Here is a 23,996-nt window from a genome sequence, read left to right on the forward strand (position 1 = left end):
CAGGATAATAAGCTTATGCTTGTGGATCGAGGAATCTATCATAAAATACAAAACGATAAAATTTATCTGGATTTTCTGGATTGTAAAAAGTTAAAATTTGATTATGTTTGAGTTTGAGTTTTTCGCCAGGACGGTTCATTTTTTTGCGGTTAATTTGAACTGAGCCAGGAGTTAGACATTTAATCACTACTTCACGAGACATTATTTGCAATGATGCACACTCTGAAGGAAGATTGGGGATGTAGATATCTGCCTCAGAAGCCGAGCCAACGTTAATAGCTACTTTGGTGTTGTTTGGAAGCTGAATTGATAATCCTTCTTCAATAATTTCCCAATCATCATCTTCGGTAACAAATCGTAGTACATCATTTTGTAAGCGAGGTCTATCTTTATTATTAGTAATTTGGTTAGGATGGACAATTTCAAATCCTTCACCAGCTCGAAGGGCTACTTGATAACTAGGAGAAGCAGCAAGGCTGAGAAATAGCCCCAAAGAAAGTCCTAAAACTAGAAACTGAATTGGGACTTGATATCCTGACAATTGATTACCACTCATCCTAATCAGTTCAGCAAGAGTTCCTGCTACGAGTCCGGCGATCGCTCCAAATAAAATCCCTTTACGGATGCGTTGCTGTGCTTTGCTAGTTGCGCCTTCTATACTACGAAAACGCCAACTGACACTTTCTCCCAAACCGATAAAAAAACCAATTAATCCCCAAGCTGCGATCCTGACAAGTGCGTCAGGTAGTGGAGTTATTGACAAAATCCAATAAATTGCCCCTGCGATTAAACCTGAAATTCCACCAGAGGCGATCGCCAACCAAAAGTAAGGCGGTAAAACTCGTATGTTAGCTTTATAGCGTGTGGGATTACTCACAAACACTTCTGTACTTACCATTCCCGCAGCCAAAAAAGCAGCGACAATAGGCATCACAATTATTTCTGATGGCGGCCTTATGCTTCCTTGGGTAAAAAATTTCTCTAAGCCTAAGTCAAGCCAGAAAAATTGACTAATACCCCAACCAATTAGAGCAGAAATAATGCCGAAGATAGAATATAAATAAATTCTCATTTTCCTTTAGATAATGTTTTCTCCATACAAGAATCAAAGATTAGAGGTTGGTCAGCATTCTTGGCTTGCAATTTACAGTCCTTAACAGGTTTTTGAAATTTGCTATACTTTTGACCCGATCGTAATGTTATGAGCAAATAATTAATGATTCTTTCTACTCGCTCGTATACAATAAATTTATCTATTTCTGACAAAGCTTGTTTCCAATTATTAACAGTCAGAGGCTGTTCAGTGAAAGGGTCTTTCTTTAGCAAACGTTTTATGGTTTCTTGAGTAGCTAAATCAAATTTGGAATAATCAGGAGGTTCAATACCAGAATTGATGTTTTGATAATAACCACCTCTGTATAGGGCTTTTTGGATAATACCTACCTCTGTGTTTGTCTCATCTAATTTAAACACTCGCAACTTGTTTGGATCGTATTTTGGCAATATAATTTGTAATTCTTTGTAAATTGGATCATTCGTATCAGGATTTTGATCTTGAAGTTGAGTAACTAATTTTTCCAATGATGGAATCAATTGTTTTTGTCTGATTTTTTGACTTGCTACTGCTAATTCTTTTACTTCTGGAAAAGCCATTTCAGCAGCTTCTAATTTTTCATACTCTTTTAACAGATTGCGATCGCTAATTTGATTGTTCGTTGATTTTTCTAATTGTTGCTCAGAACTTTGCTGAACGGGAGGGTTATTGGAACTATTTTCAATAGGAGGCTGAGAATTTTTATCTATATTTAATAATTGCTTGATTTCTGGTAAGAATACAAAACCTATAGCCGCTATTAATACGCCAATAAGTATGGAAAAGATAAATAATGGTGTAGGGTCTCCTATTTCATCAGATTGATTAGCAGTTAATCTTGGTTGAGAAGTAGGCAATGTTGGTTTTCTCTGCCTCCTTTGATTACTTCGATGAGATGAAGAGCCAGAGAATAAATCGAAAAAACTTGGTAGCCTCTCCTCATTTATTTTAGGAATACTTCTTTCTAATTTTTTATTCAATTTAGTAACCTTTTTATATAAATTATTAAAACACGGGTCACTACTACAAATTGGATTAGCTTTTTCTAAATTATCTAAATTAATTTCTAACTCATCTAAAAATCTAATTGCTATTTGTTTTCTGTTTAAATTTAAAGCTAATAAACCTTTTCCTAGTTTTTGCTCTTTTTCCGGAGCAATTGCAACTAATAAAGCTACGTGTCTGATGGCTCCATCGACAGGATTATCCTCTAAATTATTAACAAATTCTTTCACTTGTGACTTTTGACAGTATTTAGTTAAATCTTGTTGATGTTCTCTGTAGTAACTAAGTAATTTTATAACGTGTTGTAGGTTCATTTTTGTATTAGAAATATCGAACAAACACCTTCTAATATCCTCTGCAATTGGATTAGTTTCTTGTTCTGCTATATGATGCTGATTACTTGTGCTTGATGCTAGTAGGGCATTTTGTTCTTCTGCTTTTTGTTGTGGTGGAGAATATTGTAAAATATTTGTATCTGCGTAGTAAATAGCGGTAAAATCTTGAGCCTCAACTTTACGGACATTCCAAGCCCAAGCGAGTTGGCGAGCGCTCCGAAAATTAGCGTCAAGAGCAAGGCAGTGTATGTCGTCAGGCTCTATGTCACTGATTCGAGGATTAGGTTCAGATTTGAACTTTTGCAACAATTCATCCACTCTCGACGAATATTTTTTAATAACTTCTTTCTTAATGCAGATATCATTAAATCGATATTCTAATCGTAGCGGATTTGAATCTATATCAACATGATAACTAGGACGTTTATTATATTCCCAAAAATATAGTAGAGTTGCAATTCCATCTATGTCATTCAGGGAAATTGAATGACTATAATCTTGAGAAAAAGAATTTAATAATTCAGGTTTTGATAGCCAAAAAAATTGCTCGCCAACAAACTCTCGCTTTATATTATCTTTAATTCTATTAAAAACTGCTAGTACACAATAGTTACCAAGATCCCTAGCAATCAATGCTGTCTTCTTGTCTTTAGGTGGATGATTATCGCGAATGCTAAATTTGTTATTTACTTGAAATGACCCTGCATCATCACGTGTAAAGACAGCATTTTTAACTTCAGGTGGAATTTCGCCCTGTCCACGTATTTTTCCCGTAAACCCTCCAGATACCCACTCGCCAGTTTCGAGTTGTACAGGATTACAACTTAGATGGAATTCATAGATTTGATATGCCATTGTGAATTCTCCTGCTTTGCTATGTATTATTTCACTAGATTTGTTGCAATCGCTCATCCGATTGCCCAGTGTGTAACCAGTAAATTGGGGCAACAAGTCCAAATGGTTTCCAAAATTTAGGCCGTGCAATAACTGCACTTGTTCCTCGTCCATCGTTCTGGATTACCCGCACATTTGGCTGAGGTGGGTTACCCATCATGCCAAAGGCAGATGAGAAAAAGGTGGAAACTTGGCATCCCCAAACTCTTCGCCAGTTTTGCAGAGCTTGTTGTGTTTTCGGAAATTTGAGCTTGACAAAATTTGGAATTTCATTTTGATAATTCCAAACTTGTGGTTGCTCTGCCTTAGAAAACATCAACGCGATGCGGTATTGGCGTTTATTTCTGTTGCTATGGGTAAGACGAAGATTCAATTCGCGTTCCAAATTTGTTAAAGCTTGGGCAAATTCCCTGTCATAAGTGGATGTGGCATCAACTAATAGCAACAACCCTGTTGCAGTCGCACAGTCATCTAAGTATGTACTTAATATTGGATCATCAAGATTACTACGTAGTTGGTCTACTAGTTCTCCGGCATACTCTCGGCAAGACACCTGTAATCTGAGGTTGCGCCCAACCACGGCTTCTCTAGGATTTTTCCAAAAGCTGGGTTTTAGCTGAACGATAAAGCTGTATAGCGGAGGCTGACCGGGGCGAGTTGGCGGTAAGGTCTGCCCATTTTCTAAAATGTTCTGCGCCATTTCAATCAAGATGCCAGTATCGGGAGCAAAAGGGTCAATCGACTGAATAGGACTGCTTTCAGGATTGCCATTTGGCCAGTAAGCTAAGGCTGCCATAAAGGTGGTTTTGCCGGCACCACGGTCTCCAATAATGCGAATGTCACCATTACCTTGTAAATCTAAAGGACTATTACTTTGCAAATTTAAATTTAAAAGTGTTCTCATCCTTACTTACCTCTCGTAAATGCCTAAAGTCGATGATCCCGTAACATTCTGCCTGTACTTAGCCAATAAATGGGTGCTATTAAACCGTGGGGTTGCCAGACACTAGCTTCAAATAAGTAAGCGTTGTCAAATGAAGTGCCATCATCAGGAATGTAACGATTTGGGCGGGGGTTTTTATCTCCTAATACACCAAATGATGAACAGGCAAAAAATTTTAGGGTTTGTGGTGAAAATTTACTAGTGAGAAATTGATAAGTTTGAGGTAAGCGAACTTTAAATAAATCTTCTCCAGCATCAAGCCGACCAGGCCAAATTTCTCCTCGTTCACATTTAGCCATCACAACAGCTATTCTCAATCGAATTTTTGCTGATTGATTTTTAGCTTCGGCACTCATTTCTTGCCATAATTTAGTAAAAACGGGCTTATATAAACGCATATCTTGTTCTGGTTGCCAATCGGTTAGCATCACCATGCAACCTTGGACTTGGAACAAGTCTTGAACGTATTTTTCTACGTCGTCCCATTTGTGGGCAAGGGCAATATCTTCAAATATTTCTCCGGCATAATCAACAGCAACTAATTCAATTTTTTCTGATGATGGCAGCTTAATTTGAAACTTATAAAATGCTCTTTGCCCCTTGCGCGTGGGAGGTAGCCTCGCACCTTGTTTGAGGATATCTTCTGCCATTCCTGCGAGATTTTCGGCATCTGGCCCAATAGGAATTATTTCTAATCCGGGGAACAGTTCTTTATGAGGAAAAGCAGCTAAACTAGCAAGATATGTTGTCTTGCCAGAACCTCTAGGACCAATAATACGGATTTCTGTCATTTTGAACTATATAGTATATAAGGGCTAAGGTAAAGCCAAGGCAACTCTAATAAGGAACGACTTTTAGTAGAAGTAACAAAAAACTGAATCGGTTTACCTCCGCGTAAATGGTAGTTATGAATTACTTTTTCAGCAGCAGTAAAATACATCTCACGAACATTTTTATTAAATTGGTAAAATGGAGTCCCGCCTCCTGGTTTATATTGAAACTGCTTTCCAGTTAAGGCAATATTGCTACAAAACAAATCAGCTTTATGAAGACAGATCATAAGATGTTCAACTTGACTGCAATCTTGACTAAACAGGTCTAGCCATTTGGCTAATCTATTAACCCAAGCTGTGGGAGTCATTAAATCATCTTTATTAATGTTGGTTGTAATATCTACACTATTTAGTAAGCTTGGTTGAACCATATCCCGATGGGGCGGTAACAGTAAGATTACCCCTAAATTTTGATTTAAGGTTTCTTTGATGCCGCGCCAGGCACTGGGATTTTGGGTCTGCCAATCTTTGTTTTCCCAATACTCCCCAGGGGTATCCATCCAAACTGCCCGGATTTGTTTTTGACCTCCGGGTAAGTCTACGTTGATTAATAAAGGTAATTGCTCTACTGCTCTAGTTGGAGGAGTGTCTCCTGTTTCTGGGTTGATATAATTTTCTGACAGGTTTTCATAGTTTGGGTCTATGACTTGCACATATTGCCTTTCACTAGGATTGGCTAAGGCTAGTAATGTGCTAGTTTTGCCAACAGCGCGATCGCCTACGATCACAATACTCATTTCTTACTATCCACTTCAATAGGAAATCCTGTATAAGTCACCATTTCCGGTGTCACCATCCACTCTTGACGAGGAATATCGACCAAATCCTCCTCGGTAATTCTGCCTGTGAGAAAATGTAACTGCTGGTTTTTTGAACCCCGCAGGACTAAATTTTCTGCCTGTAACTCCACAAACAACCCATCAATCAACAGGTCAATATGTTCGAGAAAGTCTTTTGCTCCGGGAATTTGACTTGATCGCAATTGTTCCAAACGATATCCACTCCAACACAACACGGTCTTACCGGCAGCCTGTACGCGACTGGCTAATTCTGCCAAAGCCACTGCTTGGGCAAAAGGTTCACCCCCAGAAAAAGACATTCCTGCTAAATCTGGCATTTGCTGGAATACTTCCCACACTTGTTCTACAGTTACAATGCGATTCATCTGGAATTCCAGATAATCTGGGTTTTGACATCCCGAACACCGAAAGGGACAGCCTTGCAGCCACAGTACCATTCGTGTTTTCGGGCCGTTGGCGCGGGAACGAGGAAGCCATGATGCCACGTTTAATAATTTCGGAGCGGTCATCTTAATACCCCTGACCTTCAAGACGGCGTGGAGATGGCTGAGATTGAGAGGGTTGAGATTGAGAGGGTTGAGGTGTTTTTATCGATGTGTCTGATGAGGCTGGAAGAGCAACCGGAGCTAAACTTCGCATCTCTTCTGGAACTAGTTCACCATTCCATTTGGAGAACTCCAGTTGATAACCTTGCTCTTGGAACAGCCGCATCACTGCCATTGTTCGCTCTGCACAGGAAGCAACTCCTTCTTGATCGCGGGGTCCTTCTAATTCAATCTGCTGCCCAGAAAACTGGACTCGCATTTGGGTATTTGCGCCCTCATGGGTTTCTATTTCAATGACAACATCGCCATCATCTATCTGTAGAACCTTGGCTACATAACCTGCCTGACTCCAAGATGCAGCTAGATTCTCTGCTACTTCTTGAATTTGGTCTGTCTGAGCTGCAACTTCATTTAGCAGGTGGTGCAGTGTTTCTATATCCGCTTGTGATAGTTGTTGCCAATTGTTACTAACCTCGTCAATGTTAGTTTGTATTTGTTGATAGATGGCTTGGGGAAGGCGAATCTGCAATTCCTCTAATCGTTCTTGGATATATTCAATTTGGGCTGTCCACTGCGCCCTAACCTTTTGAATCACCTGAATCCGAGCGTCATCTAAGGCTTGTAAATATGTTTGCGCTGCCGTTAAATCATTGGCATTTAATGCTTCCTCTGTCCGTTGGAGTGCCTGTTGGACATTTTGAGCATTTAGGAGTTGTTGATTGATCAGGGTTTGATACTCTGCTCTGATATTGGGCAGTCGCGATCGCAGTCCTTGAACTCGCCTGTGAACATCACTTGCGGCGGCTGGATTCATCTGGGAAGCCCCAGTGTGTTCTGGTAACTCAACAGGAATCCTCGCTGGGCCAGAACTAGAACTAGTCCCTGCCCGAATCTGAGCTATTTTTTGCTGAATTGCTTGCTCTCGTTGTTTGGCTGCTTCTTTTTCACGACGCCTTCGCTCTTGATAAGCTTCAAAAGCTCTGCCAGTCATGGATACAACTGATGTTGCGGCAGTTGCCACTCCTGCTAAACCCGCTAAAACTCCTACTGCTGGTGCGGCTGCAACCCCTGCCATCACAGTAAACGTTTTGCTTCCACTCATCTTTCAGCTCCATAAAGTAAAAATTTATCTCATAAAAATTCATCTCTAAGTAGATTTTTAGAGATAGATTTAAAAAAGTAAAAATAAATACTTTTTTAAGAAAATACAAAGGTAAGGACAAAGATATTACTCATATTGTAGAGCTTATGTGTAATATCCGTGAATTAAATTAATTCCAATTGGGAAACTGTGACTTTCAGTAGACCGAACTAAACTTTTGCATTAAGTGAAATATTCTCTTCCTCTGTGATGCAGATGGTTCATCCTGCAATTCTGCATCAATTTGTCGCGGACTCGGAAACCTTGGAAGATGCGATCGCAAAGGTAAATGATGTATTAGGTCTGCCTGCGTTCACACCTAAGAAGTGCAAGAGCGCAGAGGCGAGCAAAATTGTCGAAATCAGCGAATGGAGCAAGAACCGAAAACCCAGTCGTTCAAAGCACCATTACTATATGCAAGTTGCTGAAGAAGCAAAGAGCAAGGGGTTGCCAGCACTATCGCCAAGAAGTATAGGTCGGATCTTGGAAGCGCAACTCTAATAGCATCAAGCTCAAATCAAGCTAACGGGCAATCCTATCTTTTCATTACGCCAAAATAACAACCAAGTCGCCGAAACTATCAAGTTAAAAGGAATGCCTGAATTGTCGCCAACAACAATTGGTTGCCTCCTATAAGCAAAAGGAGCAGTAAGAAAAATTGATAATTCCCAGGACTTACGCAACTGTCACAAGCAATGGGGCGGTTACACCGCGCCGTGCGCCTAAACAACTACGCAATAAACATAGGAACAGCCGGACGTTTTAGTTGCTGAACCAAATAATTTGATAACAATCCATGCTTAATTTGATAGATAGTTTGACCAGTTTGATAAGCTAAATCTTTGAGTCTAAGCCAGACTAAAATAGCACAGGCAATATGATTTCTTTGAATACGATCCTTACGGCATTGGCATGATTCAATGCCAGTCAATTGTTTTAATTCTCGGTGAAACTCCTCAACTTTCCATCGAACCTTACACACTTGTTGTACAACTACGTTGAATCTTGAAATAAATCGTTTGTAGCGATAAAATCCGTTCTGTCGGTAGAGACAGTTACCCGGAACAGTTTCACTTTTTTGGCGGCGGTAAACTTTTTTATTTTAACTATTTTACCTGATTTTAACTCCTCATTATCCCAAGATAACAATTCAATTCTTTTATAATCTTCTTGCTTGTCTGTATCATCAACAAGTCGATTACGCTTCAAAGGACAATAATAATATTTTCCTAACCCATCAATATATAACATCAATTTATTTGTCGCATACCAAGTGTCCATCAACAAGGCTTGAAATGGTAAATCTTTGTGATACACAAGGTTTTGCAGCATCTCCGTCACATGAACTATCTTTGTTTTTCCATCTCTGTCCGGGTCATAAATACGATAGTCAACCACCCAAAATTTTCCGAGTTCATGATTGACATATATACAATTTATTAGTCCAATTCCTTGGATGACTCTATGCTCATTACCACTATATTGTCGTTTAGTTGTTTCTATTTCTATAGCATATCGTTTATCAATTACTGTGTCATCAAAAACTAAATATGCGTTCTTACTCACTTCGATGATATCTTTAACATTATCCCAAAGCAACCTTGGCGTTAGCTTTTCATTCTTGAGATAGCGGTTAATTTTATCATAGTATTTATGTACTATTAAATAGTGATCGCGCTGTGCCAGTTGCGTAAGTCCTGATTCCCTTAAACCATTCCAACCACTGGGATGGTTTAATTTTTGCATCTATAATAATTCAGTCAAAATACATAACGTAGTACAGTCAAGCGTTGGGTAACAAGCGAATAGCACTAATACCATAGCAGTATATTTAGCAACATTCAGATTGTGTTGGTTTAATGGAAGATTTATCGCGCCAAAGTGAGTGTAGTCAGGCAAATCGAGAGAGAATAGGTTTGATATCGAAAATTACCCTTTTCGCGCCCAATGCTATGTCTGATACTCCATATTCTCCCAGACGGGCATCCCCAAAAGCAAACGATGATACCGGATTTGATGATGCGGTAGAGTCATTAAAAAAATCTCTCAAAGCCCCAATTGAGCGGTATTTTGCCGCAACAGAGGATGAACAGGATGTCATTGCTTTGATGCTCGCCAATATTCGCGCACCCAGCACCCGGCGCGAATACCAGAAAGATTTGCGGAAATTTTTTGTGGCGATGACTGGTATTGAGCCAAATGTTGACAGCGTGTTGGAATTTCTGCACCTGACCGAGAAACGGGCGGTGGCGGTGGTGCTGAAATATAAGGCCAAGCTACTGGCTATTGGGTTGAAGGAAGCAACGGTCAACCGTCGCCTCAGCAGCATTAAATCGTTGGTGAAGTTTGCCCGCAAGTTAGGTGTGTGCAGCTACACGCTAGAAGATGTAGAGTTGGAAAAGGTAAAAGCGTATCGAGATACTACCGGGGTGGATGCTCAAAGCATCAACAGTGTAATCCAGCTAATTGAGCGCTCAACTGTTCACGGCCAAAGAGATTATGCGCTATTGCGGCTGTTGTGGGAAAATTTACTGCGACGCAATGAGGTGAGTCAATTAAATATAAAAGACTTCGACCCACACGAAAGCAGATTGCGGATTTTGGGAAAAGGGCAAGGTACGAATGATGAATGGGTAAAACTGTCAGTAGCAACAGTTAATGCTATCTGTGATTGGTTGCAAGTTCGGGGTAATATTACCGCCTCCTCACCTTTATTTATCGCCCTTGATAACCGCAGCAAAGGGCATCGCCTCACTGGGGACGGCATCCGTAAAATTGTGGTCAATTATTTTGATGTAGCTGGTGTGAAAAAGTTAATGTCACCGCACCGCATTCGCCATAGTGGGATTACAACTCTTTTAGAAGCAACAGAAGGAGATGTGCGAAAGACGCAAAAAGTCAGCCGTCATGTCAAGCTAGATGTGCTGATCCAGTATGACGATAACCGTAAAAAAGGTCAGTCAGAGATGACAAATTTATTGGCAGATATGATTGACTAAATGGATGCGTTAGCCAGGAAGTCACCCCCTGATTTGGGTACAAAAGCGATAACAGGCTTTGCTCAAATTGTGCGCCAACGACTCCTGAACAACTCCAACAGTGGCTAACTAACTGTTGCAGACAGTAGTAATCTGACTGCTTTTTGGTAGAGGCGATGACCTCCGGTCGGTCGGAGACCATCGCAAGAAAGCGGGCGCACTCATGCGCTCGAAAATGATACTGTCAAGGTAGTTATCAAGATGGATGACACGCTCACTCAGTCGTGTCCAGTCCAGATTTACCTAGACATTACCTAGACATGAGCCAAACAGGGAAAAACAAGAAACTGGCATCTTTTAACTGCGACCAAAAGATGTGGGAGCAGTTTATCGCCCGTTGTAAGTCGAAAGGGACGACGGCAACAGCCACGCTGACCCAATTTATCGAACTCTACCTAGATGATATAGATAACCTTGATGCAATTGGTGGCAATGATTTAGATAAACGCCTCGACTCTAAGATTAAGGCAAGTGTTGAGGAGTACTTGGTTGCTGGTAACAATAGTAACCCCAGTCTTACGAATGAAACGATATTAGCTATTTGCTCACGACTTGATAAGCTCGAGTCACAGTTTTCAAGTGAATCTAGCAACGAAACCGGAGCAATCCATAATCTCGCCGATTTATCAGAAAAAATTGAGGGGATAACAGCCCGAATGACACAGTTTACCGAGGCGATTATTAAAATTCAAAATCATCTCAACAACCAACCGAGGCGGGGCAATAAATCGTACAACAACAATTCATACTTCAAAGTGCATACTCCCCGAATGCAACCATTAACCGAAGAAGGTTTAGCTTCAAGACTTGGTGTAAGTGTAGAAACTATACGCGAGCAGCGAAATAAGCTGCACCCACCGCTTTTTGTGGCATGGTGCAAGGGGAAGGATAAATCGGGTATGGGATGGGAATTTAACGAAAATACGGGTTCATATCATTCGGTAAGTTAGTATTTTTATTAATTTTAAATACGCCTACACACTTGTTGATTTTTGGCATAACACCAGTTTAATTTCTCTCACAAGTGCTAGAATTTTCCTGCTCAAAAAAATAGCAGCTTTAAATATTAATATTATTGAAAGCGTAATAAATATTCTTTTGTACTTAGGAGATAGTTAGGCGATCGCTTTCTGCCTCACCTGTCCATTAAAGAATTATTTGTCAGTTTTAAACAATTACTGTCAAGCCACTCGGTTTTTTGGGTCTTGTGCAGTTAGAGTTATGCTCTAGCTCCTCAAATTCCAGTTTTAAACAATTACTGTCACCTTCACTCATAAAAACGAGCTTCATTATCTACTCGAATTTTTCAGTTAAATCGTAAAATGCTTAAATAGCAAGCGTCTTAACCATAATTTGGCTTAGACTTATACTAAGCGATGGCGTAACCGCAAGAGCGTAGCTGATCGCTCTATGAGATAACGCTAAAAGTCAGTAGTCTATTCAGACTTCTAAAAAAAAGGCATTTAATTATTTAAGTTCTATCTGGTTAGTTTTTAGAGAAAAAGCATTTAATTATTTAAAAACTTTCAATGAATACAAAAACAATAAAAGACTGTGAACTCCTGTATTTATAAGAATTTTAGCCTCTTATACGGCTTGACACTAATTACTTAAAATTGACAAATAATTCTTTAATGGACATATCTAGTACCGTGTGGCGTAAATACGCCTACCATTTTCTAAGGCTACAAACCGAGATTTTTTCAAGGTTCATAATAGTAGGTTTATTTCCGCCGTGCTGTACTAGTTGCAAATCAGAATGCTCGTTGATTAGTTCTGGGTATGTTAACAGTCACAATTATTATTTGTCATTACTTCATATATTAGTAACTATCTGATTTTCTGACGGATGTTTGTAATGAGGTTGATTAATCGAGGGACATAAATTAATTTGTCTTGCCTGATGTGTGATCATCGCTGTCGATTATCACTCCATTTGATGAGTTTGATTTCGACAAATAAAGGTTAAGCGATCTAGTCGGGATACAAGGGGGGTAGGGGTTTGCGGGCGTTAACTTAATAATCACAAAAACGAAATCCTTCAGGTGAACGCCTACGCCGAAGTGTAGCTCATCACCAGGGTATGGCTACTTATGCCATATAGCTCAGGTTTTTATCAAGGTAATGATCTAGGTAAAGCAAAACTTCTGCCAGCACAGTGTTTGAGCTATTTTACCTAGATCATTACCTTGACACTATATATTTGGGAATTTCCAATATACGAGCTTGTAAACTTTCTAATTTTCCCTTTGCTCGGACTAGCTGTAACCATCTGTGCGCTGCACTTTTTAATGCCCATAGGCATTACAATCTAGGCGGAAGTCCTTTTTAGCCACGACCAAACACATCTGCGAGGTCGCACCTATCCCAAACCCTTATTAATAAAGTATTTTAGCTTGGTAATCAAAGTTTTTCTTAGTTTTATTGCTTTCTTGCATCAATTATCACCAGTAAATAACTTATAAACTTTCAAAATCATTGATTCAAATCTATATTTGAGCTTGATGTCTTCAAACCCTCAAAAATTCAAATGTATCTAATACATACTTGGTAAATTCTTGGAATTTCGTTATAAATGTTACTGTAGTAGGAATTCTTCAATTATTAAGTTTTTAGAGTAAAGAACAGTAATGTGGTCTGATAATGAGTCTGAAGTTGATTTACTAGGGTTTGATCATCTCGTAACCGTTATTACATCAATTATACGTAATGAATCTCTGTTACCTGCGACAATCGGAGTATACGGAGACTGGGGAAGCGGAAAGTCCAGCCTTCTGAAAAGAACTCAGGCTGTATTAGAGACTGATAAGGATGTGTTGGTACTTTCATTCAACGGCTGGCTTTTTGAGGGCTACGAGGATGCCAAAACTGCGCTGATGGGGACGATCCTTGATGAAATTGCCAGTAAGAGGACACTTGTTCCTGCGGCAAAACATCTGATTGTTAAATTATTTAAACGTATTAATGTAATGGAGGTTGTCACCAGAACTGGCAAAATGGGTTTGAAAGGAACATTGGCTTATGCAGTTGGAGGATTGCCTGCTTTGGGACTGAGTAGTGCCAGTGATATCGCAACACTCGCAAGTGAGCTAGGTGACAAAGTTAAAGAAGTTAAATTAGAAGATGCAGAATTAGATAAGTTTCTTAAAGAAGACGCTAGTCAAAATTTGCGACGTGGTATTCGTGAATTCCGAAAAGACTTTGAAAAACTGCTGAAAGAAACAAAACTTAAAACTCTTGTGGTGATCATTGATGATCTTGATCGCTGTATGCCCGATACGATCATTGAAACACTGGAGGCAATTAAGCTCTTCTTGTTTGTACCCCACACAGCTTTCATCTTAGGTGCTGATGAGCGTTTAGTGAAATATGCTGTCCGGCGACGTTTTCCTGAGTTACCAGGCGAGCGAGCAGAAGTTGGCCGAGATTACCTTGAGAAGCTCGTTCAATTTGCTGTTCGTGTTCCTTCACTTGGCCGATCTGAATTGGAGACATATATAAATCTCCTTTTTTTCGCAAAAACAACCAGTCCGACTTCAGACGCTTTTAAGAAAGCTCAAGAGTATATTACTAGTTCTAGTGCAGGTTCTTTTCTCGATGTTCGTTTTAATTATGGTATTGCTAAGAGCATTCTAAATGATGAAATTCCTCCAGAACTAGCGGAAGATTTGAACATAGCTCAACGTATTGCTCCGGTTTTAGCGGTCGGTTTAAACGGTAATCCAAGGCAGTGTAAGCGATTTCTCAACACACTGATGATGCGTTTGGAAATGGCAAAGGCTAAAAAAGTTGAGATGAAGCAGCGTGTTTTGGCGAAGCTGATGCTTTTAGAGTACTTTAAACCAGAATTTTTCAAACGTTTGGCTGAACTTCAAGCAGCACAACAAGGTCAGCCTAAAGAACTTGCGATAGCTGAACAGAACAATGCACCGAAAAATTCTGCAAATACTACTACTTCTAATGGACAAACTGGCGATGATAAAGATGAAACAGAAACTAGCGATAAGAGCAAAATAGCATCTAAAGGTAAAGCTACAAGTGATGATATTAAAAAATCCTCTAGTGCTAAACCTAATCCATCTCCTCTTTCTTCTGAGGCATCAACATCATCAATTTCAACGTGGCTATCAGATAATTGGTTTACCGATTGGCTTAAAAGTAATCCCCCGTTGGCAGATGAGGATCTTAGACCCTACTTCTTTTTCTCCCGCGATATACTTCAAGGATCACTTGGTGGTGCGTTACAACGCATGACTCCCCAAGCGCAAGAGATGCTTAAAGAGCTTTTTCAAGAGAGCGAAGCAGCACGAAATATTGCCTTTAAAAAGGCAACAGAAATGAGTCCAGGAGATGCTTCTGCTGTGTTTCAAGCTATTAGTGAAAGGGTTAGGGAAGAAGAAGACTTAGGAGATGAAAAGTCTGCTTTGAATCGACTTAACGATTTAGTAGCCGTTCGTCCTGAATTATTCAGCCAGTTTATCGCTCTTCTTAATGGAATTCCCGATGGAAATTTACCAATTTCGATTGTTTTTAAAATTGCAAACCTAGCGAAAGAAAATGGAGAAATTAATCCAACCTTAGAACTTTTAACGAAGTGGTCAACTAGTGCAACTTCAACACAACTTAAAGCTGCTGCAACGAAAGCGATAAAACGTTTAAAAGATTTGTAATCAGGTAAGAACGCAGAGTGGGAACTTCAAAGTCCTACGAAGGGCCAAAAGATAGGACTCCGCTACTACCATCATGGGCTTTCCCTGAGCCAGGTAGTGAGGAGTTAACACAGGAATCGCCGAATTCTCCGGTTGAATTACCATCAGTGCCTCCTGTAGAAGGAAGTATGAATTGGCGTTCAAGCAAGACAAGCCTTGGAAAAGCGGTATCGAGTGGAGGCGGGAGAAGCGTTTTTGCAAAGCCAGGGCGCAATTATGTGCGTGCATTAGGAGGAGCAAGAAAAGCAGCAAAAACTTCTCGAACTGGTCGCTCTACCACAGCAGCTATAGGTCAATTTCTCACGAATGTTGGAAATCGAGGAATTAACGGAGCACTTGAAAGTCTTGGACTGTCAACATTTGTAGGGAAAGATGCTGAAACAGTCTTTGCAGCAATTTCAAATGCTCTTGCACCTGTAGGTTCTTCGAGGGAAGAAGCGATTGCAAGAAAGGCTGTCAATGAAGCTCTTGAAAACTTATATCAGCAGTATGTCTTAGATGGTGGTGATATCACTAAGCTTGATCAAATGGGTGCTCAAGAAGTGGGAAAAGCCATTGAAACAGTAGTGAGTAGCTATATTTACAATCGTTGGCTTGGGGAGCTTGAAATTGTACTTGAGAGCAAAGCTGTTTCAATTAAGGATGCAATTCGTCTTGAGAGAGATATGAAAGAATATATACGTGAATGCGTGCGATTTGATATGCAAGGAGTAGACGTGCTCACTATGGATTGGAACGGTTCATCAGGTCAGCAATTTATCGAAAAGATATTTGTTGAAGCCTATAGTATTCTTGAGGAGGCTTGAGTGAGTTGGAACGTTATTGTTCGAGTTGGATCTTTAGATCAATACACACCTAATATCCCAACAAATGAGCCAAGAATCTTCACTTCGATTGATAATCCTGGTAGCCCTTTCTTAATAAAGAATAACCTACTCACCGAAATTTTAGATAAAGCATTTATAGCACCTTCCTCTGAAGTTGTTGACTTATTAAACTTAGGAATTGCTATATATACAGCAGATTTGAAAATTCAACGTAATTTAAGCGAAGACCGCTGGACACGAGATTTTATAATCCACATACCAGTTCTGAATCAGGATCGCTGGACACAAACTCTTCCTCATTTGGAAGAGATGCTTAATTTTCTCACAGGTGATAGCTGGCAATTTCGACTAAGACAAAGACAGCAGTTGGATAACTGGGAAGGAATAGGAGGAAATTCCTCAAATGTAGATACAGTAAGTCTTTTCTCTGGCGGGCTTGATTCATTAATTGGTGCGATCGATCTGCTTGAAGAAGGCAAAGATGTTGCACTTGTAGGTCATTACGGTGCTGGTATTACCAGATCCATACAACAATTATTACTCAGTAAACTTCAAGCCACCTATGGTAAGCGTATTACACCATTTCTATTTTATGTGCAGCCCCCAAAAAGAGGAAGTGGCAAGGGAGAGCCATCAATGCGTTCTAGGTCTATCTTATTCCTTGTATTAGGTACACTAGTAGCTAATCTTTTTCCAGGTCAAAAACCACTTGTCGTAGCTGAAAATGGACTGATTTCTCTCAATGTACCACTCACACATTCTCGTATAGGAAGCCTCAGTACCCGCACTACACACCCACATTTTCTTTCGTTATACCAAAAAATACTTTCAAGCCTTGGATTAGTTACATCTATAGAACTGCCTTATAAATTTTTTACAAAGGGAGAAATGCTTGCAAATGTAAAAAATAAGGCAGTGCTAGAAAGCACAGCAAACTTAAGTATGTCGTGTTCACATCCTGAAGCTGGCCGTTTTCGGCAGGGCAGTCCTAGTAATCATTGTGGCTATTGTGTTCCATGTATTATTAGACGTGCTGCTTTAGCTTCCGTACAGCTAGATAATTGCATGTATTCCGTTGACATTTTAAAAAATCCACCTGCTTTTGATAGTAAGATGGGGCGGGACTTTCGAGCTTTTCAAATGGCAATAGAGAGACTTCAATATGCCAAGCCTCATAGTGCGCTTTTCAATGTTTTAAGTTCTGGCCCATTACCACCAGATGATGTTAAGAATTATGCTGATGTGTATTTACGAGGGATGGAAGAGGTTCGCCATTTCTTTTCTTTGTAGTTAAAAGTCATAAAAATAAATTGTTTACTATGATAAAAGAAGTTTTAAATTATTTTTAATAGCTCTTAAAACGGCTTTCTCATCAATTGACCAGAGTTCAGCTAATTTCTGAATCAAATTGCATATATCCCTGGGATACATTACAGATTTACCTAACTTTATAAATGGGCCATCAGACTCGGTAAGAATTCGTTCCTTTGGTAGTAACTCTACTAATGCTCTTCTACGGGGAGATTCAAGCATCTTAATGTTTACAGAAAAGTAGCATCCCGCTTCAACTGCCCTTAACGCTTCTTTTGAGGAACCTGTAAACCAATGGAGAACTACACGCCCTTTATCTGCGGGAAGATAGTTTTCGATCATTTCAATAACTTCGCGGGTGGCTCGACGGCTATGAACTGTTAATATTTTCCCTTGAGCAGAAGAACACAGTTCCAAAATTTTCTGAAAGACTTTACGTTGAATCTCCAACGTATTAACGAAGTCAGAAGAACCATCTAGTCCTACCTCGCCTACATACCGAGTTTCCGGTAAGTATTTCTCAAACAAATTTATTTCTTCTGCTCGTACATGAGCTAGTTGAGGATGTAATCCTAAAGCTGCACGAATATGTTGACAATCTTTAAGGAACATTTTATTTTGAGTCCAAACACAAGGAGCATTTGTTACTGTGAGCGTTTTAATGCGTAAATCTTCACATTCTCTGATAACTTCCAAGTAGTTAGGATACAAATCTAAGTGACAATGAAAGTCAACCAAATCAGCAGAATTAATTGATGAATCTGTCATAAATAGGCAACTGTATAAGCTGAAAGTTATAAATAGACAAAAAAGGGTTATATCGATGGGCTACGCCTCACCGGAGGCGATCGCTGCGCCTTGACTCATCTATGCCAACTGGTGCGTACTCGACAACCTGAACAACTTGATCTTTGGCTGGCACAGGCTGACAATAGCATTCTTTCTCCTTTTCGCAACTTTGCTAAAAGTTTGCGTGAAGACTATGATGCTGTCAAGGCGGGTGTAACGCTTTCAGTGAGCAATGGCCCTGTTGAAGGTCACATCAACCGATTGAAGATGTTGAAACGACAAATGTACGGTCGTGCCAGGATAAATTTACTTGAGCGACGGTTCTTGCTGGCTAGATAAAGCGCGGGCAAGTGAGGGTGAAAAGTAAACTGTATTTTTGCGATCGCTCAACTGGGAGCATCCTCGAACAGGATCACCAAAAGTGTGTCTGGTGTAGATTGTCGTAATTAATGTAGCTTAGGGAGTATCCTACAATCATAAGAGCGCGATTTATGGCGCTCGTTAGCCAATGCTGAAACATTAAAAAATAAAATGCAACTGCCCTTTAACTTAGTTCTATCTATTAAATTTTATATTTATACCTATAACTAAATTGATTATGACGTTATTATTACGCCACACTTTTATAATGCAGTCTTTATACTCCTCAAAGTGCTTTAAATTCTCTTTGAGTAAATCAATCATACTTTGCTTTCCCTTGCATTGCATGGTATCCATCACCCATCCATAAATTCCCATATTACTGTCTGAAATTCAAGCTACACTATGATTCGTCGGTCAATCGCTTCAGCAGCTTATCAAACAACTCGTCAATCTTGTGCGAGTCAGAAACCAGCGTCCCTCGCTCGTCGCGGAAGGTGCGATCGCGCTCCCCTTTGAAAGATAACCAGTTAAAGCTGGTAGTAACCGCAAATTTGGTGTCTGAAATGAGGATTTTGGCGTGAGTATCTCCAAGTCGTTTAAGTGTAAAGGTCTTGGAATATTGGCTTGCCAGCTTTTGCAGATTCTTCTCAGCTTGAATATCTGCTGAACTGCGCTTTTCGTCCTTCTCACCTAACCCATACCCGATGAAAACTTGCACTCCTCGTTTTAGCAAATTCTCAAATTGCTGGAGAAACCAACGGTTGACCGAGTTAGCCCGAATCCAAGGTGAGATGATCATCAGGCGTTCCAGGCTATCCTTAAGGGCTTGCTCTAGCAAGGGGCGATGTTCGTACATATCTAACCAGCGCATCGGTACTGTTGCCAGCACAGAATCGAGTTGAAATTGAAGCTGCTCAATTTGTTTTAACGCATCTTGAAGTTGTTGATAAAGCGCTTGTTTCTCTTCATCGTCCTCTGCCTGCTCAATCTTTTCCTGAGTTGTTTCAATCTGAGCTTGAATTTTGGCTTGAGCCGCAGTCGTCTCTTTTTTAAGAATTGCAATCTCGTCAACAGGTGACTGAGCGACAAACTCACGCCCTAGTATCTCTTCAGCCAGCTTTCGCGGTTCACTCTGACTTAGTGTCTCAGCAATTCGGAGTTTCTTTACCCCATCCGCACGAGCAAAGGCAGCCTCATGTTCGCTGGAAACAATACCATCAATGACAAATGCCACCTGAATCTCATCACTCTCTTTTGCTTTAAAGACCAGTGCAGTAGCTGGTTGAAAAAAGCGTTGTCTCCGATCAATCGCCTTCAAAGCCAGTAAATCTCGCTCCTGACGAACTCTGGCTTTACCATCCTTCTCAATCTGCTGAATAATTTCGTCAACATCCTTCAACTTGAGGTCGGACAATTCTGGAGGACGTTTTGGTGAAGGCTCAATTTCAACAATGCTAAAGTCGCGCAAATCTTTTGCCTTGAGCAAGCGTGAGTTTAATTGACCATACCAGCGCGGGATTCTCAAAAGTCCATCAAAGTTAATATCGAAAGTTCGTTCTTCTGGCACAATAATTCTGGCTTCTTGTAAAGTTTTATCTCCCTTTTTCGTTAGCTTCCATACCTGAAATTGTGAAACATCAGGAGCAATTAGATCAATGTCTTCACTCACCCGTAGATTGACCATTGCTTCTCGGCTCGTTAGTAATTCCAAACCCAAAAATCCGGCAATTTCTTCTTCGGATGAAAGACCAACATTAATCGCCTTCAGAACGTACTCCTCAATCGGCGGAATTGGTTTACGAACCTGAGTCAGAGCTTCAACAGTAATTTTGTAGACGGGCAGCCCAACTTCCTGGCAGCAAACCAGGTCAAACCCGGAACGATTATCATAGCGACGCAGGTCTTCTAGATGTAAAGACGACGTAAATTCTTCCCAGGTCATAAGTTTGGCTCCGTCTGAATACAATCTTCTGGGTGTTGTTCAATGTAGTACAGGACACTATGTAGAGGGCTGTGACTTAATGCTCGACAAAATTGATGATCGCCAACAATCAGCAAACCAACCCGTCCTCTAGATAGCGCCACATTTAGTCTGGCTTCATCTTTGAGAAATCCAATTTTGCCATCTTTGTTGGATCGAGTCACTGAGTAAACAACGATATCTGCTTCCCGCCCTTGAAAGGCATCAACAGTATTGCACTCGATTGTCAAAGCTTTTAGGCTACTTTGTTCTGCATCCAAGCCGCGATTGAGCAATTTCAGTTGGGCTGCATACCCGCTCAAAACTGCTACAGTGTAATGTTTTTGAGCTTCTTCTGCAACTCGGTTAAGTTGTTTAAGCCACTGAACAATAACTCTGACTTCACAGGAGTTATTAAAGCTAGACTTAAGGACTTGTTCGCGGCTATTTTTTAGCTTTGAGGTAGTCAACCATGTGACAGGTCGTTGCAAAACCTGACTCAAAGTTTTATCTATTGCAGGCCCATTACTACCCAACTGACCTTCATAAAAGCAGGTGCTAATCAACTTTCCTATCGGCTCAACCATTCGATGCTGAATTGCCAGCATCTTACGGCAAGCATCCGGCAAAGTTCTTAACAAGCGATCAAACAGGGTTTCTTGAATGTCCCCTGATGCCAATTCATACTCTTCCAAAAATTCGGAATTTCGGCTGGCTTCATCTTGAAACGGTGGTAGTTGTTTGGGATCGCCTACCAGTATCCATTTTTTTGAACGCGCCATTGGTACTAAAACTTCAGTCGCGGTTGCTTTAGAAGCCTCATCAACAATGCATAGATCAAATTCAATGTCAGAAATTTCTCTAGAGATGCCAATACAAGTTCCCGCAACGACTTGCGATCGCTTGATCAAAGGTGCATTAAATCGTTCATTGCGCCCAAACTGCTCGAACCATTGTGTTTGGAGACTAATCAGCTGTTGGAGGATTTTTGCATTAGGTGAGTTGGGATCAATCAAGCTCTTGCTCCTCTGCTCTAATTCTTCAGCTGATAGTCTTAGCAATTCATCAATAGTTTTGATGCGTGTAATTTCTTGAAGACGTTTTGCTTTGTGTTTCTGCTCATCCCGTGCAGCCTTCGCCTGTTTCTCTAGTTGTTCGATTTCCTCTTCTAATCGTTGAAACTCCTCCACCCTGTCCGTTGGTACATTTCGCTGTCGTCGAGATTTGGGTTTTCCTTCATCATTGAGTGCAGAAAAATTATCTTCCCTCTCCTGCTTACGGCTTGCCAGTTCTACTCTTAGAGACTCTAGGTTCAAGGCAACATTTTTCAACTCTTGAAATAGAACAGCTTTCTCCAAATCCTGCTGAGAAATTCCGCTACGTGCAGACCAATTAGCAAGGAACTGTTGCCCTTGGGCGATCGCATTTTCCCGCCACTTTGCCATTTGTTCTTCTAAAAGCAACGAGTAAACACCTTCTGATACCCGCTCATGATTGCCAATGCGAATCAGCTTCAAGTTGGAGTTTTTTTCTTGAATCCTTTCCAATGCGTTATCGAGTGCAACATGGGTTTGAGAACTAAGTAGAATTCTTGCTTCAGGGTTCTGCTGAAGGGTTTGCAGGATGACTTCTGTAATAAACGTTGTTTTACCCGTCCCTGGTGGCCCTTGAACTAACAGAAAGTCTTGTGTTGACAGGGCCGCTTTTACAACTTCCTTCTGAGATTCATTCAAAAATTGGATGAATTTAATCTCAATATCTAAGGCAGGGGCCTGAATTTCTTGAGGATTGGCTAGTAACTCTCGTAAGTCAGAGCGAACAGCACGATCATACCGAATTGCATCTAGAGCATTTTTCTGGCGGTTCAGGGCAATTTCAGCCAAGCGAGTATCAAATCGCAGTTCCCCTGCTTGAGGTAAGCGATCTGGTTCGCCGTATTTTACGTACAAAACCAGTTTGTCATCAACCACTTCCACTACGTCTCCACCCAAAATGCTAAATCCGTTGGAACGTGTCACATGGCGTGGTTGTCCGGTAATGTCTGACTCTGGTAATTCACTGATTTGAAAAATGACACGACTGCCATCAGGTCTAGCACTTGTGTATTTAATCGGCTCTTCTCGCTTCTGTTCCCAGTGTGTCTTCGCCCTGAGAATGTCCCACCACACTCGAAAGATACGTTGTTTTTCCTCTTCCGCTCGTGATTGCCTTAAATTTGCCTCATGCTCTTCAACCCCCAGTTGAAGTTCTCTAATGACATCCTCAGCTTCCCATTTAACGATTGGTTTTCCAAATTTGAATTCATAAGGCAGTTGCCAGGATCGTTCCCGGTTTTGTTCTAGGACAACACTAGAAAAGCTTTGAGCATTGATTATAACTAGACAATCTTGCTCTGCTGCAACTAAATAGCGGTAAGAGAAGCCAAAAATTGAATAATGATTATCAGCAGATTGTCCATTTGTGCCACTGCTTGACTTCTTAGCAATGCCACATCCAGCATTTAAGTCCTCAAGTAGAACCTTCTGAATTTCCGTCTCTGGTAACTGAAGCTCATTCTCAAGGTTTCTTACAGCATTACGAGTCAGTTGGAGATAACAGGAGTATTTTCGAGTTGTTTGCTTGCGCGATCGCTTCTGCTGAATTGCTTCTAACTCTGCTAATAATACTTCTGCGTTTGGTTGCCGTTCAGCAGGATCGTTCGAGACAGCACGTTCGATAATTTCGATGATTTCAGGGGGAGCATCAAGGGCAGCGATCGCACTCGAAAAGCTACTGTAATCGAGATCAACCTCAGTCAAGCATTTCAGCGTCATTACCCCAAAACTAAATACATCACGGGTATAAGGGTAAGAACCGTCATCTTCTTCTTGAGGTGTAAAGGGACGAGAGACAAATTCCCTTAACGTTACAGTTGGGCGAAAATAACCCCTGAGTTTGGAAATTCCAAAATCAGCCAGTTTCAACCTGCCATCACTACTAATTAGAATATTGTTTGGTTTGAGATCCCGATGAACGTATTTACGTTCGTGAGAAAATGCAAGTGCATTTAGTATTGGAAGAGCTAACCTCTCCCAATAAGAATCCCATCCTTCTAATGGAGTTTCTTTTAGCAGTACCGCTAAATCTCTCTCCATCCACTCCAAGACCAAGAAATATTCTCCAGTCTGTTTATCTCGTCCTGAATCAAAAAGCTCGACAATGCTGGGATGCTTTAACTCCCTGAGTGCCTGAGTTTCGCGTCGGAAGGATTCAACTAAGATGTCTACTTCAATCTGCCCATGTTTGAAAACTTTGACTGCTACCTGTCGCAATCCTTCTTTCATGTCAATGGCTTGGTAGACATCCGCCATACCACCAGAGCGCAGGTTGGGAGATAAAGCGTAGCGATCATTAATGATACGAGGCAACAT

General features: G+C 40.6%; 16 protein-coding genes and 2 pseudogenes. 7 read left to right on the forward strand and 11 right to left on the reverse strand.

Annotated elements, in window-relative coordinates:
• Positions 1-13: 13 nt before the first annotated feature.
• The 7 genes from RMZ95_RS18520 to RMZ95_RS18550 are packed head-to-tail and all read right to left on the reverse strand — an operon-like array spanning position 14 to position 7,550.
• Positions 14-1,072: a hypothetical protein gene (locus RMZ95_RS18520; protein WP_409883101.1), complete on the reverse strand. Its 1,059-nt coding sequence runs from the start codon at positions 1,070-1,072 to the stop codon at positions 14-16.
• The gene (locus RMZ95_RS18525; protein WP_409883103.1) at positions 1,069-3,288 is read right to left on the reverse strand and encodes a hypothetical protein; all 2,220 of its coding nucleotides are present in this window, start codon (positions 3,286-3,288) and stop codon (positions 1,069-1,071) included. Before RMZ95_RS18525 ends, RMZ95_RS18520 begins: the two co-directional genes overlap by 4 nt.
• Positions 3,289-3,322: 34 nt before the next feature.
• On the reverse strand, positions 3,323-4,231 hold the full coding sequence (locus RMZ95_RS18530; protein WP_334847877.1) for a hypothetical protein: 909 nt from the start codon (positions 4,229-4,231) through the stop codon (positions 3,323-3,325).
• A 23-nt stretch (positions 4,232-4,254) separates the two neighbouring features.
• Positions 4,255-5,061 carry a hypothetical protein gene (locus RMZ95_RS18535; RefSeq protein ID WP_409883105.1) on the reverse strand — a complete coding sequence of 269 codons (807 nt, stop codon included), beginning with the start codon at positions 5,059-5,061 and terminating at the stop codon, positions 4,255-4,257.
• Positions 5,058-5,840 carry a hypothetical protein gene (locus RMZ95_RS18540; RefSeq protein ID WP_409883107.1) on the reverse strand — a complete coding sequence of 261 codons (783 nt, stop codon included), beginning with the start codon at positions 5,838-5,840 and terminating at the stop codon, positions 5,058-5,060. The genes RMZ95_RS18535 and RMZ95_RS18540 overlap by 4 nt, the downstream gene beginning before the upstream one ends.
• Positions 5,837-6,412 (reverse strand): 4Fe-4S single cluster domain-containing protein, encoded by a 576-nt coding sequence (locus tag RMZ95_RS18545; RefSeq protein ID WP_409883109.1) that lies wholly within the window; start codon positions 6,410-6,412, stop codon positions 5,837-5,839. Before RMZ95_RS18545 ends, RMZ95_RS18540 begins: the two co-directional genes overlap by 4 nt.
• Before the next feature lies 1 nt (position 6,413).
• Positions 6,414-7,550, reverse strand: a complete 1,137-nt coding sequence (locus RMZ95_RS18550) for a hypothetical protein (protein ID WP_409883111.1) — start codon at positions 7,548-7,550, stop codon at positions 6,414-6,416.
• Positions 7,551-7,805: 255 nt separating this feature from the next.
• Between RMZ95_RS18550 and RMZ95_RS18555 the strand changes: the two genes are divergently transcribed.
• A complete protein-coding gene (locus RMZ95_RS18555) occupies positions 7,806-8,090 on the forward strand; it encodes a hypothetical protein (protein WP_409883113.1) in 285 nt (94 codons plus the stop codon).
• 229 nt (positions 8,091-8,319) lie between these two features.
• Here the strand turns inward: RMZ95_RS18555 and RMZ95_RS18560 are convergent.
• Positions 8,320-9,236 (reverse strand): annotated as a pseudogene (locus tag RMZ95_RS18560) (transposase); the annotation flags it as partial.
• A gap of 212 nt (positions 9,237-9,448) precedes the next feature.
• On the opposite strand from RMZ95_RS18560, the gene RMZ95_RS18565 reads away from it, so the two are divergent.
• From RMZ95_RS18565 to qatC, 5 genes are all read left to right on the forward strand, one after another.
• Positions 9,449-10,588, forward strand: coding sequence for a tyrosine-type recombinase/integrase (locus tag RMZ95_RS18565; RefSeq protein WP_409883115.1), 1,140 nt, complete (start codon positions 9,449-9,451; stop codon positions 10,586-10,588).
• 263 nt (positions 10,589-10,851) lie between these two features.
• Positions 10,852-11,577, forward strand: a complete 726-nt coding sequence (locus RMZ95_RS18570; RefSeq protein WP_409883117.1) for a hypothetical protein — start codon at positions 10,852-10,854, stop codon at positions 11,575-11,577.
• Positions 11,578-13,257: 1,680 nt separating this feature from the next.
• Positions 13,258-15,297, forward strand: a complete 2,040-nt coding sequence (locus RMZ95_RS18575) for a P-loop NTPase fold protein (RefSeq protein ID WP_409883119.1) — start codon at positions 13,258-13,260, stop codon at positions 15,295-15,297.
• A gap of 167 nt (positions 15,298-15,464) precedes the next feature.
• On the forward strand, positions 15,465-16,142 hold the full coding sequence (gene qatB, locus RMZ95_RS18580; protein WP_409883122.1) for a Qat anti-phage system associated protein QatB: 678 nt from the start codon (positions 15,465-15,467) through the stop codon (positions 16,140-16,142).
• Positions 16,143-17,453 carry a Qat anti-phage system QueC-like protein QatC gene (gene qatC, locus RMZ95_RS18585; RefSeq protein ID WP_409883125.1) on the forward strand — a complete coding sequence of 437 codons (1,311 nt, stop codon included), beginning with the start codon at positions 16,143-16,145 and terminating at the stop codon, positions 17,451-17,453. It abuts the gene before it with no gap.
• A 27-nt stretch (positions 17,454-17,480) separates the two neighbouring features.
• Here qatC and qatD read toward each other — a convergent pair whose 3' ends face one another.
• Positions 17,481-18,242: a Qat anti-phage system TatD family nuclease QatD gene (gene qatD / locus RMZ95_RS18590; protein ID WP_409883127.1), complete on the reverse strand. Its 762-nt coding sequence runs from the start codon at positions 18,240-18,242 to the stop codon at positions 17,481-17,483.
• A gap of 108 nt (positions 18,243-18,350) precedes the next feature.
• Between qatD and RMZ95_RS18595 the strand changes: the two are divergent.
• Positions 18,351-18,602 (forward strand): annotated as a pseudogene (locus RMZ95_RS18595) (transposase); the annotation flags it as partial.
• Positions 18,603-19,026: 424 nt separating this feature from the next.
• Here the strand turns inward: RMZ95_RS18595 and RMZ95_RS18600 are convergent.
• Together RMZ95_RS18600 and RMZ95_RS18605 are read right to left on the reverse strand one after the other, a co-directional pair.
• Positions 19,027-20,568, reverse strand: coding sequence for a hypothetical protein (locus RMZ95_RS18600; RefSeq protein WP_409883129.1), 1,542 nt, complete (start codon positions 20,566-20,568; stop codon positions 19,027-19,029).
• On the reverse strand, positions 20,565-23,996 hold the full coding sequence (locus tag RMZ95_RS18605; protein WP_409883131.1) for an AAA domain-containing protein: 3,432 nt from the start codon (positions 23,994-23,996) through the stop codon (positions 20,565-20,567). Before RMZ95_RS18605 ends, RMZ95_RS18600 begins: the two co-directional genes overlap by 4 nt.

Source organism: Nostoc sp. DedQUE07 (assembly GCF_034530975.2).
In the GTDB taxonomy this organism is placed as follows: Bacteria; Cyanobacteriota; Cyanobacteriia; order Cyanobacteriales; family Nostocaceae; genus Nostoc.

Bases quoted from the DNA above. Each gene is read 5' to 3' on its own strand.
- RMZ95_RS18520 (WP_409883101.1), bottom strand. From the start codon at position 1,072: ATGAGAATTTATTTATATTCTATCTTCGGCATTATTTCTGCTCTAATT.
- RMZ95_RS18530 (WP_334847877.1), bottom strand. From the start codon at position 4,231: ATGAGAACACTTTTAAATTTAAATTTGCAAAGTAATAGTCCTTTAGAT.
- RMZ95_RS18545 (WP_409883109.1), bottom strand. From the start codon at position 6,412: ATGACCGCTCCGAAATTATTAAACGTGGCATCATGGCTTCCTCGTTCC.
- qatB (WP_409883122.1), top strand. From the start codon at position 15,465: ATGAATTGGCGTTCAAGCAAGACAAGCCTTGGAAAAGCGGTATCGAGT.
- RMZ95_RS18600 (WP_409883129.1), bottom strand. From the start codon at position 20,568: ATGACCTGGGAAGAATTTACGTCGTCTTTACATCTAGAAGACCTGCGT.
- RMZ95_RS18525 (WP_409883103.1), bottom strand. From the start codon at position 3,288: ATGGCATATCAAATCTATGAATTCCATCTAAGTTGTAATCCTGTACAA.
- RMZ95_RS18605 (WP_409883131.1), bottom strand. From the start codon at position 23,996: ATGTTGCCTCGTATCATTAATGATCGCTACGCTTTATCTCCCAACCTG.
- RMZ95_RS18575 (WP_409883119.1), top strand. From the start codon at position 13,258: ATGTGGTCTGATAATGAGTCTGAAGTTGATTTACTAGGGTTTGATCAT.
- RMZ95_RS18555 (WP_409883113.1), top strand. From the start codon at position 7,806: ATGGTTCATCCTGCAATTCTGCATCAATTTGTCGCGGACTCGGAAACC.
- qatD (WP_409883127.1), bottom strand. From the start codon at position 18,242: ATGACAGATTCATCAATTAATTCTGCTGATTTGGTTGACTTTCATTGT.
- RMZ95_RS18535 (WP_409883105.1), bottom strand. From the start codon at position 5,061: ATGACAGAAATCCGTATTATTGGTCCTAGAGGTTCTGGCAAGACAACA.
- RMZ95_RS18550 (WP_409883111.1), bottom strand. From the start codon at position 7,550: ATGAGTGGAAGCAAAACGTTTACTGTGATGGCAGGGGTTGCAGCCGCA.
- RMZ95_RS18540 (WP_409883107.1), bottom strand. From the start codon at position 5,840: ATGAGTATTGTGATCGTAGGCGATCGCGCTGTTGGCAAAACTAGCACA.
- RMZ95_RS18565 (WP_409883115.1), top strand. From the start codon at position 9,449: ATGGAAGATTTATCGCGCCAAAGTGAGTGTAGTCAGGCAAATCGAGAG.